This is a genomic window from Paenibacillus sp. sgz302191 (assembly GCF_057749925.1).
Map to the genome: position 1 here is coordinate 311,109 of NZ_JBYLHY010000005.1, position 18,606 is coordinate 329,714.

Below are 18,606 nucleotides of genomic sequence, written 5' to 3' on the forward strand. Positions count from 1 at the left end.
TGTTATAATTTAAAAATCCGCTTGGCATTGTTATGAAAAATATCGTCAAGCTGGGCTTCTGTTAGACCAATGGAACGATATTTCGTAATTTCCACAGGTAAGTTCGTGACATGGTCCGATCCCATGATCATCCTCTGATGTCCGATCGCGTTAATCATTTTCACAACCGTATACGTAGGGCACCAGGACGGCTCCAGAATCATATTTTCGCATGTTTTGGCAGCTACGATGGCTTCATCGGTGTATATCGCGAAGCCTGCATGCGCAAGAATAAAGGTCACATCCGGAAACTTTCGAGCCGGTTCGATTAATAAAGACGGCAAGGAAGAAGGTGTACCCAGACCTGTATGGACGATTACCGGAATATTCAACTTTCGTGCAGTTTCGTATATTTTATTGCAGCGATCCGACAACGGAGAGATGTTATGCCCGTATGGATGCAGTTTAACCGCAATAAATCCCAGGTCCTTCACGCACTTTTCAAGCTGCTGGACATAGGGTTCCTCCTCCATCCACGGATCCAAACTCGCGATTCCGTAAAATTCCCCAGGGTGTTTACTAGCCAGCCGGGCAATTTGTTCATGTACATCCTGGATATTTTCCAGCGTCGGTTGGGGCATCACCAAGCTCGTCGCGACGCCGTTACGTTCCATCGATTCCAGCAACTCTGTTTCTGTTGTCGTTACGCCTGAAAATTTGGAGGTGCCTAGATGAACATGTGTATCTATAATCGAAAGCATACGGATTCCTCCCTTCTTATCCTTTCACTGCACCGGCAGTCATCCCGGCAACTACCTTTTCCTGGAATATGATATACAAAATGACGACCGGAATCATAGCAATTGCCAGCCCCGCAGTCATCGGTCCAAAGTCAGTCATATACTCGCCTTTCATCCCATAGATACCTTGGGTTAAGGTTTTCAGTACCGGATTGGAAATCAGAACGTAGGCGAACAAATACTCATTCCAACAGGACAGCATCGCCAATATGCCTACAGTCGCCAAACCAGGCGTAGACAGCGGCAGAATGACCGAGAAAAAGGTTCGATACCGCCCTGCGCCGTCCATAATCGCCGCTTCTTCCAATTCCTTGGGCAGCGTCCGCATAAAGGATACCAAAATGAAAATCGTGAGCGCTAAATTGCTAACGACATACATTAGAATCAAGCCGACATGGTTATTAATCAGATTGAGTTCTTTAAGGATTGAAAAGGTTGGAATTAGAATGGTCTGTGCGGGAATCATTATTCCTAGGGCAAAAAACGTATAAATCATTAAACTTGGATAAACGCGCGCCAAGATATATGAAGCCATCGCTCCGAAAAGTAAGATTAGCACTACAGAAATGACCGTAATGTAGAAGCTATTAAGAAAGGTTGCTCCAATATTTCCGCTGGTCCATGCCTTGACATAGTTTCCGAATTGCCATACCTTCGGCAGCGAGAACGGACTGCTGTAAATTTCGGTGTTGGTTTTGAAAGAGCTTAGAAACACCCATAAAAACGGAAATAATGTTGTCACGCTATATGCGGAAAGCAGCACATATTTGATCGGTTTCTTTGCTTGAAGCACCGCCAACCCACCTTTCAGTATTCCAGAGAGTCTTTGCTGGAAAAGAATTTTTTGAACAGGACCGTAAACACCAAAGCATATACAGCAATCGTCACTGAAATTGCACTCGCATAACCAAATTCATAGGAAGCGAATGCTTTCATGAATAAATACACGGAAGCAAAAGCTGAAGCAACGCCGGGGCCCCCTTGGGTAATCGCCCAGGAATGCTCGAACGTTTTCAGCGCACCTGTAACACCCAAAATAATACACACTTGCAAAACATCCCACATCATAGGAAGGACAATACTGAAGAAAGTACGGCCCGACGATGCGCCGTCGATTTCGGAACTTTCGAATATTTCTTTCGGAATACTCTGCAAGGCAGCCAGGAAAATAATGAAGAACAAGCCGATCGTTTGCCATACTTGCGGTGCTGCCACGGAATAAAGAACAATGTTCGGATCGGACAACCAGTTTTTCTGGAGAAAGGATAAACCAAGAAAATTTAAAATTTGATTCAGCAATCCGCCCTCCGAATTGTACATCAGGGAAAACATCAAGCCGATCGCCATCGGCGACACGACCACCGGCAGAAAGAAAACCGTTCTGAAAAATTTAAATCCTCTCTTGATTCGGAGTAATAAATACGCCAGAATCAATGCGGCCGGAATTTTAATCGTCAACGTAAGAACGATTATTACTAACGTATTTTTCATCGTCTTCCAATAATCCGAATCGTGCAACAGCTGCGAGAAATTGGAAAATCCAATAAATTCCGGTTTCTGTACCGCATCCCATTCCGTCATGCTGTAGTAAATCGAGTACAGGACGGGCACGATAAAAAACAGTAAAAACAGCAAAACGGCTGGTGCAAGGAAAATAGCGGAAAATAAACTGCGTTTTTGTGTCATGCCATCACCCAATTACAATAAATTTTTTAGGAGGGATGTCGTCCCTCCCCAAACTGTTTTATTTCTTCTCGCCTGCAACGGCCGTCTGTACCTTATTAATAAAATCGTCCGGTTTGATCACGCCTGCAAACAATTCATCCATTGCACGATTGAAAGCTTCCGTGGATTTCGCGCCGGGCAGCATGGATTTCGTAAATGGTACAACGCTGTATGAATTCGTGAAGCTGAATACTTTGGCAGCGAACGGATCCAGGGAGTTCCCAGTCGTTTTCAAGGACTTGGCAGGCATCAAGCCTGCGCCGGCTAACGCAGCGTTCATTTGATCGGACAGCAAGGCATCTGCTACTGCGACAATCGCATCTTTTTTGGCCGGATCTTCGAACGACTTTTTATTTATGACCAAGCTCATCGTATATCCCCCGATCGTGTAAGACGCAGGATCTTTTACCGCACCTTCCATTTTAGGGACATTTATTAATTCCGATTTTGCAGTAGTCTCTTTGCTCAAGTTAGGCAAAGACCATGGCAAGGTGAACAGCATCGCCGCCTTACCTTCATTGTAAGGAACTACAGATGGAGCCCAATCGCCGTTGGCAACCGTATCATCCGGGAATATCTTCAAGGATTTCATCTCGCTGACGATTTGTGCGGCTTTCTTGAAGGCATCCGTATCAAATTTATAATCTTTGCTTATTTTCTCCGCATCTTCTACGCCGCCCGCGAATTGCGTTGCGATCGCCGAATAAAACCAATGGCCCGGGTTGGAGCCTTTGCTGCCCATTGCAAGCGGGATGATACCGTTTTCACGCAATACCTTGGAAACTTGTTTAAATTCCTCATAGGTCTTCGGCGGTTGAAGCTTATACTTGTCGAAAATTTCTTTGTTATACAAGAAGAACGCCTTTGACGTTTCGAGCGGAACCAAATAGGCTTCGCCGTCGACTGCCGTGTCTTTCCAAACTGCATCTGACCATTGATCTTTTTTGACCGATTTGCTTGCCGCAAAATAATCCTTCATGTTCAAGGCGACTTTGCCGTCAATGAGCGGACGCATGTACGATTCCCCCGCCCAGTATAAAAATATATCCGGGGTATTGTTGCTGGCCATGTCCACTTTGAGCTTGGTTTTCAGTTCATCGCCCGGAGCAAATTCTTCAACTAGATTGATCTCCGGATGCTGAGTCCGAAATGCGTCCAATTGCGCTTTGAATACCCCAGCTTTGCCATCCGATCCGCCCCAAGTATGCGCAAAGCGTATCTTTACAGCTTTACCACTCTTGGAGGGGTTTGCTTTTTCATTCGCGGAGTTATTTCCTCCGCTGGGCGAGCAGCCCGCCAATACGAGCATGCCCGCTAGAACCGTAAATACCGTTGATTTGAAACGCTTTCTTAACATTCTTTTTCCTCCCCTTTTTTTTGATTATTGAAAGCATAAAATGCGATCAACCGCAATCATGGAGCTATTGGCCGGCCCTTTCGAAATCGCTTTCAAAACGACCTGATAACGATTTCAGATGTTTAACCGGCGATGGCCGGCTCATTTATAAACTCGCTCTACGCTCCAAAACCTCACCGTTTTTCAAATGTACGACTGCCTTCCACTCCCGATCGCCGGGACGCACATGCCAAGCTAGCTGCCTCCAGTTAGAGTCGAAGTTGACGGTAAACGGTTCCACGTAGTTGGTGTATACGAGTTCACCATTGCAATAGAAATCCACATAGTCAATGGCCTCTGGATACAAGCTGGCGAGGCGAATCCAACGTTGTCCTTCAAATTCCATCTCCGGCTCCAGACCTTGCAGGTAAAATCGATCTTCTTCCGGTATCTCCGGCACTTTGATGCCGATACCCTCAGCCATCCGGTACGCGAAGAATTGGTCCTCTCCACGAGTGATCCCCCAATCGCAAGGCGGCTCCTGCTTAGTCATATTGTTATAGTAACCCCACGAGGTACCTGTACGGTAAGCAACGCCCATATTGCCAATGGCCTGCGAATCTTCGTTGCAGACGACCGGTTTCCCCGGTGCCCACTTCTGTACCTGCCGAATACTGTTGTAATAACTCTGTCTGGTTAAGTGGTTGCCGTGAATAAGGATAACGTCGCTCTCCTTGCATACCCCTTCATCGATGAAGCCCCCTGTACCGCTGCAACCGACCGGTAAGCCGCCGGATTCCTTCCGTGCGATCTCCATGAGTGCCACCATGCCTTCCGGCGTATAAATCAACGGATGCGGCTTTGCGATGTCATGCTCATTGCACACTTCGATTATGACGTTGGTATATCCACCGTCCTTCAGGAATTTCGAGGCAACGCGTACTGCGTTAAGCACCGCGCGGGCGTCCTTGAGTTGGAAAACCTGGCCAGGATAAAAATAGCTGACGATTACGACCATTCCCAGCTCGTCGGCTGCACGAATCAAGCGATCCATACGCGCGGCATAAGCTGGATCGAGCTCGCTCCCGTCCGGACCGAACGGATTGTTGTCAACCGTGTTGTTGTTGATTGTAAAGCAGGACCCTCCACCTTGAAAGCCAACGGTAAACGCACGCAGTCCGTATGCATACCATTGCGGCAATGCGGAAATTAAGTCGTCCGTATTCCGCTCGGGGTTGAATTCTCTCCCGAACCGGTTGTATCGGCTCCGATCGGCTTTATCGTCGAAGATGCCCTGAATGAATCGGGCGTTCATCAATAGCCCGTGCGCTTCAGGACGGCTTCCGGCAATTTCGGAATATATCTTCTGCCCATTGATCTTAAAATGCTCGCCTTGGATGCTTAACACTGTTTTACTCATTCAACTCACTCCCTTTTAGTATCCCGTGCACCGTATACGAAGAATTACAAAAAAAAGAAATGGAATGGTCACTTATTATTTTTCACTGCTTCTATGGATTTACGAATATGCGCGACAGCTGCCCGTTCAGCCTCATCCTCTGACCGGTTTTTTATCGCTTGAATGATATCCATATGATCGCTGATTGTTTCATAAGGAGGGCGCATTAATCCTTTTAAATAGGTAATGCTCAAGACTTGAAACTGATTGAGCATGTTTGATAACATGACACTGTTGGCCTGCTTGGAAATCCGGTTATGAAACTCCCGATCGGCTTCACGATAGGCGGACCAGTCTTCATCCGTTATTTTAGCCATGGCTTCCTTAAAAAGGTTTTCCAATGCTTGAATATCTTCATCGGTCATATATCTTACGCATAGCCGACTTGCCAAACCTTCGAGTACGGCACGGATTTCAAAAGCCGCAATCATTTCTTCAGTGGTGTATTGCTTAACGTACGTCCCTCTTCCGTTGGTTTCGATCAGACACTCCTGGGTAAGTTGAGCAATCGCCTTGCGAAGCGGTGTTCTGCTTACACCCAATTGATCGGCAAGATTGTCTTGAATGATCTTTTCTCCCTGTTTCAATTGACCGTCAAGAATCAACTTTTTTAATGTCTTATAAGTCAATTGGTCCAAATCTTCATACTCGATTTTTATAGCACTCAATTATAATACCCCTCCTTCCTTTTCGACCACTTTCTTTCGTATACGGTGTACGAATATTTGATGGTTATACAGTATCATTATCCCCGTAAAATTGCAAGCGTTATTATAATGTCAGAAAGGATTAGGAAATGTTTGTAGTTCGATTCTGAATGGATTGCTTCGCTCGCGTGTGATGATGTAGTCTAATAAGCCTTTACTGTTAGCATCTTGAGCAATACTTCTCCTTCAGACTTAAATGTTTTATTATTCTCAAGGAATTGCTCTACTTCTGATAATTTTGCAGGTCTATATCCCGGACCTCCACAGCCACATGAATGATAGGTAAATCCGCTATTATATAGAATCTCTACTTTCATCCACTGCTTCACATCATTCTGTTTGGGTGCCTTGAAATCATGTCCCATGTCGTTCATAGTTCCGCTACATTGTGGGCATTTATATGCTCTATTCTGCACATCACGTTTACTTAGTTCACGATCAGATATTTGCTTAAATGCTTTTCTGCATTGAAAGCATGCGTAGATATCTTTATAAGGACCATACATTGCATATCGACACATGATTAACACCTACCTTTCTCCGTGCATTTGGCTACTTCGAGCCTTTTTATTTCCCCTCAACATCGCATACTGTTTATTTCAGCACATGATTCATCTACAAACGCCCTGTATCTGACATACATCACATTTGGATCTTCTTCATTCAAAAAATACTGAACCCAGTAAGCTTCATAATCCCGATTTAATTCTTCTTTCTTTTCCACACAACAAACGATATCTTCCGTTAGATTTGCTGCTGGCAGCCCGTATAGCTCAAGTATTCCCGCTAATGTTTCCAGGAGCTTTCTATCGTTCGGCTTCATGATATCAATACTAAAAAGGTCAAGTTCGGCAGTCATTAAGCATATGAATCCGCTTTCTGTATCCAAGTTAAATACTTCAAATTCCTTTTGTAGATCGGCATCTAACCTTGTGCAAAATCCATTCCTTTGTGAAATTTCTTCAAGCTCTTCTAGCTTGGGTATTTGTACTTGTTTCATAGACTCCACCTCCTGCCTATCTTCAGTCCCACCAGGCATACAAGTATGTATCCGTAATCAATTCATCCGCGTTTGCAGAGAACATCTTAAATTCGTTCCTTATTTTCGGATTGACTTTCTCCTCCAGCGCAAAAAGAGTCGTAATCGTTACTCGATAATCCTTGCGATGAGGGCTTACCGCATATCCCTGTACTAAGACTTGAGGGTGCTTGATCATAAACTCATAAATCTGAGCGACACTCGGCGAACTATTTTCGCGATCTTCCGGATCTATATATTTTTGTCCAATTAACTTCCTCAAAACATCGACATTCACGTAATCAAAACGACGAATGCTTCCCGAACCTCGTTTATTCTCCCACTCTCCAGGAATGTCTAAAATGAGATCTCGGTTTTCGTAATCCATATTAAAAACGAAGTCAGTCATGATCTCCCTCTTCCAACCTTATTTCTAAGCTTAATGTAAGGTTATCCTCGTTAATTCGTACGCCATTTCTTCATCACAAGCAAATCCATTATTCTTGAACCCTCATATCATCTTCTACTCTAGCACCTTACCATTAACTCAAATCCAGAGTTGTCCATCCAAAATCATGAATCTTATTCCTGAAGATACTAAACTCCTCTTCGGATTCAAATACGATCTTACATCGCGGCTCACTGTATAGCCCAATAAAGGGCGGCTTTGCAGTTATATCCCTAACTCCAACGCATTCCTCGCCGTATCTTTCGAAGCAATCGGCAGTTCACGATCCAAAATGATTTTGCCATGTTCATCTTCGAATTCAGGATGAATCATATAGATGCCAGTATTGGCGATGTCATCACCGTCGTAGGAAAAATCACACTCAAAATTAGGTCTTTACTATGCATCTATAAAAACCAAGATCAATCTGCCTAACAATTCTATACTACCACAATTTGATTGGGACAAAACCAGAGAAAACGATTTTGCAGGAATACAAAAATTATTGTGGAACTTCTTTATTCAGAGGAATTTGTTGGAGGGAAAGATAGATGTTGTCTGATACCATAGTTAAATTGATACCCGAAGATATAAACTTTATGCCCGAGAATTTAAAAATTGATCAGGCTCGAACCTTCCTCGAATCCATTTTCGCAACTGCGGTTGTATCTGTTGAGAAATCGGAAAAGACCCAATTCGTTGATCAAGGAGAAAACTTTATTAAAATTACGTGTCCAAATTGCGAGACGATCGTTGATCTGGAATGGTGGCACGATGCGATGGATACCGCTTGGAAAACTTCATTCGAGGATTTACATGCACAACTTCCATGCTGCTTCTCAAATATTTCCTTGCACGACCTTATCTATGATAGGCCAGCAGGATTCTCGCGGCTTATTTTGAGCGTAGAAAATCCCGAAAATGCTCTAAAAAATGAGCAATTACTTGAACTGGAGCAGATGCTCGAAGGTAAGCTACGGCAAGTTATTGCTCGTATCTGAACTTTATTTTTACGCACACACAACCGCCGATTACACGATACAAAACTTCTGCTCTGAAAAAAATTCTTTTGAGGGGTCCCAAATGACAGCAAAGTTGCATATGCGAATCCAAAGACGAGATAGACTTCTGGATAGGACTGGGAATGGAAAATGAAACAATTGATATGGTAAGGTAAAATCTTCTTTCGATCTCAGAAATTGAAAAGCTGAAATCACGTTTTTAAAAATAGTACTCCTTAAAAAGCAGACTGAATCTGAGTGATTTACTTGTTCAATTTATCAATACTGTTTCCTTCAGAACCACAATCAAAGCCCGAACCTTTACTTTTGGGGCATCCGATGAAGGTGGAACTGCAAACACCCCCTCTGGAAAGTCATCTTCATAACGACAGAGTTCTTCTATAAGCTTTTCATTTACTTTTTTCATTGAATTCCCTTTCACGCTAGGCCTTTCCTTTTCATAAATACTACTCACTTCCGAGAAGACACGTTTTCACCCGATACATAATCATCCATCACTTTACTTCTCTATGCCACGTGATTTGGACGAAAACATTTGGTTAATTCCAATTGCTGAAGGAAAAGCATCAGTAGCGGAAATTGTTTCACATCTTAAAAATTGGGATAATTACCTCATCTATACGATTATCCCAGCAATTAAAAATGGCGAAGGAATGTTCTTTCCAAATTTCGATTCGTTTAACAAAAAAGCTTATGAATATGCCCGTTCGGGAATTTCCAAAATAAGTATGCTTGACGAATTTAAGCAAACCCGTCGTCAGTTGGTTGACATACTGCTAACTGAGCCAGATATCGCTACTAAACATGTGCCCGCAAACGGCGTAGAATATTGCCCACATACAAACACGCCCTACTCCTTGCTCTACATCATCCACGAATTTATCGAACATGACATTCATCACAAAAATCAAATTTTATCAGTAATCTGATTCTTTCAGATATTGAGAATGATAGTTTAATTAACCGTCCTTTTGATGGGCGGTTTTCTCCGTCTTTAACATGCTTTTAATTGCTTAACCGTCGTAAAATCGCACATTTACATGTATTCAGCAGTATTCCTGGACAGTTATTTGGGGACGTGGGCTGGTGTGAGTTATAAGATCATTTGAGACAAAACCAACACGTTTAGGGCTGTTTTTATAAGATTGCCTGAGACTGTTTATAACATACGATTGGACAAACCTTATATTTTTATAAGATAAGCTCAGACAAACAATCAAAAAAACATTGTCTTTAAGCCTTGATCACGTTTTTCAATTAAAAAAAACCATGTGTAATGCCCCCAGTCATAGAAAATCGCCGATTGAGAACAGGAATTTATTTGACGCCTACACCCAACTGTATGTAGACAATGGCAAAACCTATAAGGAACACAATATTACAGAATAATGCTCATCCCCGGTTGGATTGCCGGACGTACAACATAAAGAGCTAGGAAACAGCCCCTCTGCTTCCTAGCTCTTCAATTAGGCGGTGAAAAATTTTTTCTATTTTTTACGGCTCAGCATAATCATCAGGTGGCTTCAGACACTCCGTTTTGTGTAGAGCCAGCAAAAACTCCTATAGCTCTAGATATTGCTGTCCCATATTTTTCGGCAAAGTTCTCATAGCTGGTTGTAAATTGCAAAAAGCCGCTCCCTTCAAAAGTGTAGTATATGGTATCATCAGGTAAGAAAACCCTTGTTGTTATGCTGGTTTGCTTGGTGGACATGAATCTTGCTCCCGCTGCGCCGTTTATACCCCCAAAGAAACCGCCTACTCCTCCCGCTATACCAAGGCTTTTACCCCAATTTACATCGTTTCCCTGTGCCATATCCATCAAATTTGCCACAGTTTGCCCCACTACAGTTCCTACCCCATCAGATACGGCGCCTATACCGCTGCCCAGGGCATAAAGCTGTTTCGAGGACATTTGTCCAACTCTGGATGCTGCTGTTGAAGTCAGCTTGCTGCTTACACCAGATCCGACCCCCCATGCTACTGCACCTGACACTGCGCCAACTCCTATTGACGCAAATATATCCGTCACAGACCAATCACCACTAACACCTGCCTTAATCAGAGAGGTTCCCGCGTTTACACCACCAGCAATAACCGAACCTGTCAGCATAGATGTAACAGTGGTAGACGCAACTGCACCTGCTGTAGCACCTGCTGCAACGGCATAAGCCCCCACACCTGTGCCTGCCAGCAGCCCTGCAAGGAAACCAATTCCAAGTCCCGCAAAGATATCTTTGGCTATCTGCCCTCCTGAATGTCCACTTACACCTGCATATATTCCGCCTCCGACAGCCCCTAATGCCGCCCCTGTAGCCGCAGTTATGGCAACAATTGTAGCAAAAGCCATTTGTCCGTCAGGATCAACCAGAGATATGGGGTCATTTCCTGCATATATATAGGGACTGAAATACTGCCCGGCAGAATCCATTGAATAGAAACGTCCAATTGAAGGGTCATACATCCTAGATCGGTAGTTGTAAAGACCTGTTTGTCTGTCCAGTTCCTGTCCTGTATACAGGTAATCCGAAATACTGCCTTCCCCATATGGAGTACACATCATACCCCCAAAAGGACTATATGCATAGGCGGCCAGTACCTGCCCGGATAAGCCATCTGCGACAGCCCTTACCGAAGCTTGATGGTCATTAATAAATAAAAGCTCCCGCGCATCCTTGTACTGCTTAATAAGCCCTCTCGGACCATATATATGACTGGTCACTGTTGTGCTGCCGTCCCCAAATTTGGTCAATTCAACCAATGGATAGTTGTTCAAGCCGTGGATGTAAAGTTTTTTACATGCAGCAGTGGTTTTCAATACCCTCTGTTCTCTTCCGGCATATCCAAAAGAAACTGTATCCCCATCGGCGTCAGTTATGCGGGTCACTTGACTGTTGAATTTATTATAATTAAGCTGTTCAAATCTGCCCGGTACTCTTGCTATGGCTCCGTCAAGATTATATTCACAGCGCCGACTGTTACTGCCAATCATTTCAATCACTTTGTTGCTTCCGGCCTGGTATATATATTCAGTATTCTCTGTCACTCCATCATTTATTGCCAGAATGTTGTTATTGGCATCATAAGTTGTAGGAGTTACAGTCCCTATACTCCATTCATCGTCGGCTGTGTTTTGTGCTGTTCCCAGCCTCCCTAATCCATCATAGGCATAACGGTATTCATAGGATGGCGGAAATAATCCTTCGGTATCGAGCATCAAATACCGGCTTTCTACTGAGGCAATCCTTCCATTGTAGTATGCCGCACCATTGTATCCATTTTCACTATAATAGATTCTTTCCCTAAAATACCTGTCCTCCGTACCGGTTATCCACCCTGGAGAATTGTAGCTGTAATTCCTCTGAATTTTCATATCCCCAACTCCGTGTATGGTTTCAGAGCCGAGCATTTGATAAGCGGAATAGGCAAGTTCAGCATGGCAATTCGGTTGCTCTTCTGTTCCTATCGCACACAACCTGCCTATATTGTCATAGCTGTAGCAGATGTTGATATCCCCTGCGGGATACCGTATTTCGACTGCATCTCCAAGGTTATCGTATTGGTATTTTGTCAAATACTTCTCATTGCCAAAGGAAGGAGCGTATATGGAATAGTCGGTCACATTGCCGTTTATATCATACATGAATTCTTCCACTGACATGATCTCACCATTACTTTCCTGTTCATATACAGTCACTTCGGTCATCCTACCTATTTGATCCGGATTTGGATTTCCATCGGGACAGCCGGGATTGCTGTCATATACGTATTGCTTGAAATGCAGGTATTCCGTATCTGGGGGAAGCCATCCCGTTTCATCAGCATACTGCCAAAGTGTATCAAGGCTGCCATTATAATATGAAACTCCTACAGCGAGAACACGGCCTATCGTATCATACAGCCAGTATAAAATATACGGCCTGGCTGCTGCATAGCCCTCCGGGTTTTGCATAAATCGCAGCTTTCCGGAAGTGGTGTATACATAATTATACATACCGTTTCCAGGCTCAGAACCGGCATCCGGCATCCTTTTTTCTACCAGTTGACCCAGCAGGTTATACTTGTTTTGGATTTTCATGACAGTTTTGCTGCTCTCGTCTTGTGGTGAACGATACCAGTTAGGCGGCAAAATTGTTCTTGTAACTCCAGAAAACTCTGCTGTGTAGGAATAATGCTCTTCATAGGTGCTTATGGCATTATCGGCCTGCTGCGCGTTTTTAATCTCGGCAATTTGGGTTCCGCGCTTATCTGTTATACGCATTTGTACCCTGCCATTTTCATCCTTTGTTGTCTGGACAAGATACTGTCCAACCGGCAATTGGAGCGGTTCCTGCCCTGTATTTGCATGATAGGTAATGGTCTTGTAATGATTGCTCGCCAGGTTGACTGCATAGGTGCTGCCCGGCTTTCCTACAGCAATTTCACGTCCCAAGGGTGATGCCTCATAGACTTTTCGTGAAAATGGATAGCCTTCATCGTCAGAGTAGCCATCACCACCCGGGCTGTAATAAAGGCCTACTTCTCCTCCCATTGTGCCATTTTCCCAGTTCATTACAGCAAAGTCTTTGCGATAGGCTAATACGGGTATTGCCTCTTCCGGTGCCAGCTGTGCTTCTTTTGTCGTACATGCCTCCTGCCCTATATCATCATAAACGACTCCCGATACTAGAGATTTTCCATCTATTAGCTGTTGGGTTTGCCTTGTCTTGCCTGATCCGTCTGTATATACTAAACCTGTAATTGGCTCTTTTACAGCCATGATATTGCTCAGCGCAACAGGTTGGGACAGCAAAAGGCCAAACCTTCCGGATATTTGCTGCTGCGCGTTATACCCAAATATCTGGATGCCGTCTCCATAAAACAATAAGGTATTTTGAGACACAATGACGAGCCAGTTGGTTATTTTCATTTCCGGCTGCAGCTTTGTCATAACAGCAGAGCTTGATACAGAATAGTCGTACAGCTCCCACTGTCCTGAGGCAGCATTCCATAATACCTGCATACTATCGCCTATACGTACCCCTACATCCGTAATGATAGGTGCTTCTCTGGTGATGATAAATTCTTTTCCATCATAGTCTATGCATAGGACGGGACGGTCGGATAATTGTATCTGCCATTTTCTGTCCATGATCACAGGATGTATGCTGATTTTAGCTGCCAGTGAAGCAAATTTCTCCATCAGCATTGGCGGCATTCCACCGCTGTTCATTTGTGCTATACAATCTTTGTCCATCTGTATGCTTTCCTTTTGTGACAATCCTTCCATACTAATACAGACACAATAGTTATTCTGATAGTCTGGCCTTATCATATCAAGACTTATACTTTCATGTCCGAGATAGCAAAGTGTACCTTCATTTATTTCAAACTGCCCAGGGACATCAGTTTCAAAAAACTGCTGCCAGTCAGGATAGCTGTAGAAATCAATGTACCTACCGCCCAAACGTGCCTGAACTTCCAAGGTGCTATTGGGATACAAGGGATCAAATGAATGGTTTCTTTTCCTTGAATAAGCTGTACTGGAAACCTTCGCCATATTATCATCAGGCCCTTGTATGCCTATCGTCCTTTGATATTCATCAAATATATAGCGAATTACTTCTCTGTTTGAACCCAACTGGGCAAGTGTAAGGCAATAATCCGGATCATACACCATACCGTTGTACGTGCACAGGAAAGGTGAAAACCTTATATCATCCAAAAGGTAACTTTGGGTTGTTTTATTGTTATCAAAGTAGATTTCAATCTCAAGATTTCCCCCCTCCTCCGTTTGTGGAACAGCGATCCTGCTGCTTATATAGCTCCACTCCATACTTGTAGGTGGTATGACCGATATCTGTCTTGATATCTCCTGCTGATCTTTTTTCAGTATGACATGACAGCCCGCTTCTCCTGTGTCGCCGTCAAAGCCATCCGGTGTCTTTATCCAAAAGCTCACAAGGTAAGCATTGCTGCACCTAGCTATCTCCAGCTTGGTCTTGAGACCATCTAAAGCTGCTCCCGGCCTTATTTCTACACTGTTTTTGCCACAGTGGCCCTCACCTATCACCAATCGGGCATTGGCATCAAACTGCCAATCATGCGTATTCTCATATTCTTCGAAGCTGCCGAACAGCACCTCATCTGCATTTGCATTTACAAAACCTGCAATTGCCAGCATTTGTTTCTCATCATACTTTGCAACCTGTTTTATGCCGTCAATATCAATCATTTCGCAAAGCAAGCCTTTACTGGTCCGTTTTACCGTCTCAGCTACCTGCACCCATTGGGTAGGTATGCTTTCACTTTGGAATGGGAAATCGGGTGTGTCGGTATATGTACTCAGCATATACTGTTTCCATGATGCAGGAATCTGAAGGATTTCTTCGCCTGTATCCTGTTCCCATAATTTCCACGTTTCCACTTTCACACCGATTATAATTCCATCTACCATGCTTTTCTCCTGGATCACAGGAGTAAGATAGTTTAAACCTGTCGCAATTTCATATCCTTCAAAAAGGTATTTGTTTTCTGTGCTGATGATTTCCTCTTGCCCATTTATATTATAATTGCTTGTTTGCACAAGTGAATCCTGACCGTTTACAAGGTTTTGCTGGTATACCGCAGTGTTCTCTACCCCATCCGTTATAGCCGTTTCACCACGCATCCTGACATACCCGTTAACCAATGTATATAGATTCTGTCCATCCGACCTTGTTGTATATGCCCTCCACGAAGTGGTGACAGCTTCCACACACTTATCTTCATTGTTGTATGACTTTTTCTTGTATAGCATGCCATCTAACAAGCTGTAATAATTCTGCTCGTCATTTCCTTCCAAAGTGGATGGATATGCATGGGTGTTCACATCAGGCATAATGCCATTGAAATAATTGTAGACCGTATATCCATATTTGCCGGTTCCGCTTCCGTATAAAGCTTTTACCTCATAGTATTTTGCAACCGTACATGAGGGGTCTGCCAAAGCACTCTGGAAATTATACTGGTAGCTTGTATAGTCAGTGTTATATCCGTCATTGATCGCAATGGAGGTTACCGGATAATCCTCAATACTTCCTGCAATATGATTGCTGATGTATTTATTAAGCTGTATGCTGCCGGCTTCTTCAAACTTTTCACCTTTGGCATATAGCGCAAGCATCCCCCCCCTTGAAGGTGCTTTGCCATTTAAATTTACTTCAAGACCTGTTTGTATGCTTTCGGCTATTTTCCCGACAATCTGGTAATACACGGCATCTTTCATACTGCCATTCCGGTTGATATAGATATTCTCACTTCTGCTTACCTTGCCATCCGACAAGTAATAAGCCGTAGTGCTTGTGGGATTACCCTCATCGTTACAGTTCAGGGCTATTATAATCTCAGGGGCACAATTTATTACCGCCCGGGTATCCACTATATTGGGCATGATATAAACAGGATTCTGTATGGGATTATTACCGTCCGGCTTAACCCAGTTTGTACCGCGATAAAAAATTTCCTTATCGAAAGTCACATAATCTGCACCAGCTGTGGGGTAGTATTGCAGCTTATATTTATATTTGTCATGCCACGGCATATCGCCGGGCATATCATATGAACCGGTGCCTGATGCAGGCTGGTACAAATGGTACTTAGCTACCGGATCGGTATGGTAGGATTGATCCACTCTTGAAGACAAAATCAAATCCTCGGCATAGCCATACCAATTAAATACCATTTTGCTGTCCGATGAGCCCTGATCCATGCTTTTCCCTTTCCACTCAGCCCCATTATAGCGGTACAGGAACGGGCCACTGGCAACAAGACTGTCCTCGATAATCCCCGTCGAAATCCAAGGCAGTATGGAGGTGTACATGTAAAATTTCTGTGCTTGCGTCTGCTGCCGGATCGTTGTGAATCCTTCGTCCCATTGAAATATCAACAGGTTATATTCACAACCGGTGGTATAATAATAGCTTATATATGCAAACGCTGCCATGGACTGCCCTGCTGCCCACTGGTAAAAAGGACTACCCGATGAATTTCTGGCCAGTTTTATCTGGGTGGGAGAGTACTGTGGACCATTATGCCACTCGCCTTTACCATCCCGGTAGAACATTTGCATTCTGTTGTTTTGCGAATCATTTCGGGGGCAGTCCATAACAATGTAATACCCGTTTCCTGCGGTCAAAGAAACATCACTGCGATTAGGATTGGGGCATGCTCCCAAATCTTCCTCTATCCATTTTTTTTGCAACATATCCCAACTCAGTCTTGTCATTTTGTTATCCGGGGCATTCTCTGACGCGTTATATACAATAACGAAGCTGTCTCCCGCAACAGACTGCGGAAGCCATTTATTGTAATTAAAACTCGCTTCATAAGGCAGATGCCACTGTCCTTGGCACCATTCGTTTTTGTGAAATACAAAGACCTTGTTCACTGGAAACGAAGTGCCTTCCGTTTTGTACAGCAATGCAAAAAAATCATCTCCTGTTTGCACATTCAAGCTTTCAATATCTATGTTTTCTTGAATGTCTCCACTGCCATTAACAACCCATGACCATCCATACCATTTCCCTACCCAGGAATATACCGTCAAACGCATGATGCTGTTGTCCTCACTGTACCATATCACTACAGCATAATCGCTGCCATACCATATTCTTGGAGAACCTTTGCCCGGCCATGGGTTATCAATCTGCATGCTCCTGTCACACAGCTTCAGTACATTTTTTTCGTATGTGTATGTAACACTTCCTCCATCGGGATATGTGATTTTCCTGACGCCCCCTCTATGCTGATTGGGGTCATTCGTCCAGATATACTCAAATAGGATGCCCGGCAGTGAATTTCCATCAGGGTTTTTTCTCACCATATTTGTCAAATAGCGCTTATTGAAGTGAGGGTTGCTGCTGTCATCCGATACATTTTTGATGCAGAAATCAAATTGCACCGAGAAAAGACGATGCCCGTTTACGCCATGAACCTGGATGCTGTCAAGATACTTGGTCTCATAGCAATCCTGATAGGGATTGGGACTATTATCCGGTACTTCCTTATGAGGATCAGCATACTCCGTGATTTCCTTGTCTCTATAAAAGTAAATGACCTTCCTCCCAAATACGTCAGTTATACTTTTCAAATAGCACGCCTTTGTATATACCCTGCCACTTTCGCTTCCAACCTTTTGCTCTACAGTTTCGTACTCATATTGAATGGTATCACCCCAAAGGCTTGATGCAGTATGCATATTCCATACTCTGGGATACTGCTCCTGGCCATCTGTAAGACTGCTGCTTCCTATCCAGTTGCCCCAGCGCACCCCCCATTGTATCTGGTTCTGTCCACAGGTCTTATTGCCATTATTGTCTATGTACACCCCTCCGCCAAAGGAATAGGTGATTCCATTCTCTTTTATTACAACCCAGCGTTCAAAGTCGGGATAGTAGGATATTTTCCAGAATTGATAGTCTACCGTTTCATACCCCAGTCCTCCATCGTATACCAGCAACCTCTCATCCTTCGGTAGGATTTTATACTGCGTCTCATTCGCATAGTCGGTTACAAGCCAATTTTCATCTGCCTGCCGATAACATACCTTGGCATTAGTACCTATACGTATCCCGTTTTTATGAAATAGACCGGCTAGTTCATGTGATATTTTTCCCTCTGCCAGAAGTAATTTTGAAGTAGAAGGCAAATCAAACAAAGATATTTCTACTGTTGTCCTGACCAACGCCAGGGCATTTCCGCCCGTTTCCAGCGTGTAATTGATGTTAGGAGTCTCATAGGCATTACTGTTTTCCCTGTAAATCCTGTCATATGGCATCTCCCAGCCCAACCCCATTATTCCGGTAGGGGCTTGTTCATTTGTTTTGTTTATCTGTGATTGGACATTGCTAAGATAAATAGCGGTCACATTGACATCCAATCCGTTTCTGCCGCTCAAGCTGACGATATTCTCACTGAAATTGACATCTCCACGAAAAAGGTTCACACTGTTTTTTATATCGCCGACCGATTTGCTGTCAAATTGGAATGTTCGTATTTCAGGTATCTGAATTTGATTCATGGTGTTATTTTTTTCTCCCATGTCAAGCCTCCCACTTAGCTTGGATACGATATTATAGGGCTCCATATGCTGATTA

The 18,606-nt window shown here is 43.7% G+C and carries 13 protein-coding genes; 2 read left to right on the forward strand and 11 right to left on the reverse strand.

The window, feature by feature from the left end:
• Window positions 1–2: 2 nt before the first annotated feature.
• The 9 genes from AC3G2T_RS09895 to AC3G2T_RS09935 form a co-directional block, all read right to left on the reverse strand.
• On the reverse strand, window positions 3–740 hold the full coding sequence (locus AC3G2T_RS09895) for an amidohydrolase family protein (RefSeq protein ID WP_474679930.1): 738 nt from the start codon (window positions 738–740) through the stop codon (window positions 3–5).
• Window positions 741–756: 16 nt separating this feature from the next.
• Window positions 757–1,572: a carbohydrate ABC transporter permease gene (locus AC3G2T_RS09900; RefSeq protein WP_488435323.1), complete on the reverse strand. Its 816-nt coding sequence runs from the start codon at window positions 1,570–1,572 to the stop codon at window positions 757–759.
• Window positions 1,573–1,586: 14 nt separating this feature from the next.
• A complete protein-coding gene (locus tag AC3G2T_RS09905) occupies window positions 1,587–2,465 on the reverse strand; it encodes a carbohydrate ABC transporter permease (protein WP_488435324.1) in 879 nt (292 codons plus the stop codon).
• Between the two features lie 58 nt (window positions 2,466–2,523).
• Entirely contained in the window at window positions 2,524–3,861 is a 1,338-nt protein-coding gene (locus tag AC3G2T_RS09910; RefSeq protein ID WP_488435325.1) for an ABC transporter substrate-binding protein, read from the reverse strand.
• 145 nt (window positions 3,862–4,006) lie between these two features.
• The gene (locus tag AC3G2T_RS09915) at window positions 4,007–5,260 is read right to left on the reverse strand and encodes a glycoside hydrolase family protein (RefSeq protein WP_474679926.1); all 1,254 of its coding nucleotides are present in this window, start codon (window positions 5,258–5,260) and stop codon (window positions 4,007–4,009) included.
• 68 nt (window positions 5,261–5,328) lie between these two features.
• The gene (locus AC3G2T_RS09920; RefSeq protein ID WP_474679925.1) at window positions 5,329–5,967 is read right to left on the reverse strand and encodes a GntR family transcriptional regulator; all 639 of its coding nucleotides are present in this window, start codon (window positions 5,965–5,967) and stop codon (window positions 5,329–5,331) included.
• Between the two features lie 182 nt (window positions 5,968–6,149).
• Window positions 6,150–6,527 (reverse strand): hypothetical protein, encoded by a 378-nt coding sequence (locus AC3G2T_RS09925; protein ID WP_474680247.1) that lies wholly within the window; start codon window positions 6,525–6,527, stop codon window positions 6,150–6,152.
• 56 nt (window positions 6,528–6,583) lie between these two features.
• Window positions 6,584–7,006, reverse strand: coding sequence for an SAM domain-containing protein (locus tag AC3G2T_RS09930; protein ID WP_474679924.1), 423 nt, complete (start codon window positions 7,004–7,006; stop codon window positions 6,584–6,586).
• Window positions 7,007–7,028: 22 nt separating this feature from the next.
• On the reverse strand, window positions 7,029–7,433 hold the full coding sequence (locus AC3G2T_RS09935) for a hypothetical protein (RefSeq protein ID WP_474679923.1): 405 nt from the start codon (window positions 7,431–7,433) through the stop codon (window positions 7,029–7,031).
• Window positions 7,434–8,023: 590 nt separating this feature from the next.
• Between AC3G2T_RS09935 and AC3G2T_RS09940 the strand changes: the two genes are divergently transcribed.
• On the forward strand, window positions 8,024–8,473 hold the full coding sequence (locus AC3G2T_RS09940) for a hypothetical protein (RefSeq protein WP_474679922.1): 450 nt from the start codon (window positions 8,024–8,026) through the stop codon (window positions 8,471–8,473).
• Window positions 8,474–8,744: 271 nt separating this feature from the next.
• Here the strand turns inward: AC3G2T_RS09940 and AC3G2T_RS09945 are convergent, their stop codons facing one another.
• Complete coding sequence (locus tag AC3G2T_RS09945) at window positions 8,745–8,915, reverse strand: hypothetical protein (protein WP_488435326.1); 171 nt, start codon at window positions 8,913–8,915, stop codon at window positions 8,745–8,747.
• 100 nt (window positions 8,916–9,015) lie between these two features.
• Between AC3G2T_RS09945 and AC3G2T_RS09950 the strand changes: the two genes are divergently transcribed.
• Entirely contained in the window at window positions 9,016–9,423 is a 408-nt protein-coding gene (locus tag AC3G2T_RS09950) for a DinB family protein (protein ID WP_474679920.1), read from the forward strand.
• 584 nt (window positions 9,424–10,007) lie between these two features.
• Here the strand turns inward: AC3G2T_RS09950 and AC3G2T_RS09955 are convergent.
• Window positions 10,008–18,551 (reverse strand): RHS repeat-associated core domain-containing protein, encoded by an 8,544-nt coding sequence (locus AC3G2T_RS09955; protein WP_488435327.1) that lies wholly within the window; start codon window positions 18,549–18,551, stop codon window positions 10,008–10,010.
• Between the last annotated feature and the right edge of the window lie 55 nt (window positions 18,552–18,606).

What these genes read in the sequence shown, in the direction of transcription:
- AC3G2T_RS09910 (WP_488435325.1), bottom strand. Translation starts at nt 3,861, where the DNA reads ATGTTAAGAAAGCGTTTCAAATCAACGGTATTTACGGTTCTAGCGGGC.
- AC3G2T_RS09940 (WP_474679922.1), top strand. Translation starts at nt 8,024, where the DNA reads ATGTTGTCTGATACCATAGTTAAATTGATACCCGAAGATATAAACTTT.
- AC3G2T_RS09935 (WP_474679923.1), bottom strand. Translation starts at nt 7,433, where the DNA reads ATGACTGACTTCGTTTTTAATATGGATTACGAAAACCGAGATCTCATT.
- AC3G2T_RS09955 (WP_488435327.1), bottom strand. Translation starts at nt 18,551, where the DNA reads ATGGGAGAAAAAAATAACACCATGAATCAAATTCAGATACCTGAAATA.
- AC3G2T_RS09895 (WP_474679930.1), bottom strand. Translation starts at nt 740, where the DNA reads ATGCTTTCGATTATAGATACACATGTTCATCTAGGCACCTCCAAATTT.
- AC3G2T_RS09905 (WP_488435324.1), bottom strand. Translation starts at nt 2,465, where the DNA reads ATGACACAAAAACGCAGTTTATTTTCCGCTATTTTCCTTGCACCAGCC.
- AC3G2T_RS09915 (WP_474679926.1), bottom strand. Translation starts at nt 5,260, where the DNA reads ATGAGTAAAACAGTGTTAAGCATCCAAGGCGAGCATTTTAAGATCAAT.
- AC3G2T_RS09925 (WP_474680247.1), bottom strand. Translation starts at nt 6,527, where the DNA reads ATGTGTCGATATGCAATGTATGGTCCTTATAAAGATATCTACGCATGC.
- AC3G2T_RS09930 (WP_474679924.1), bottom strand. Translation starts at nt 7,006, where the DNA reads ATGAAACAAGTACAAATACCCAAGCTAGAAGAGCTTGAAGAAATTTCA.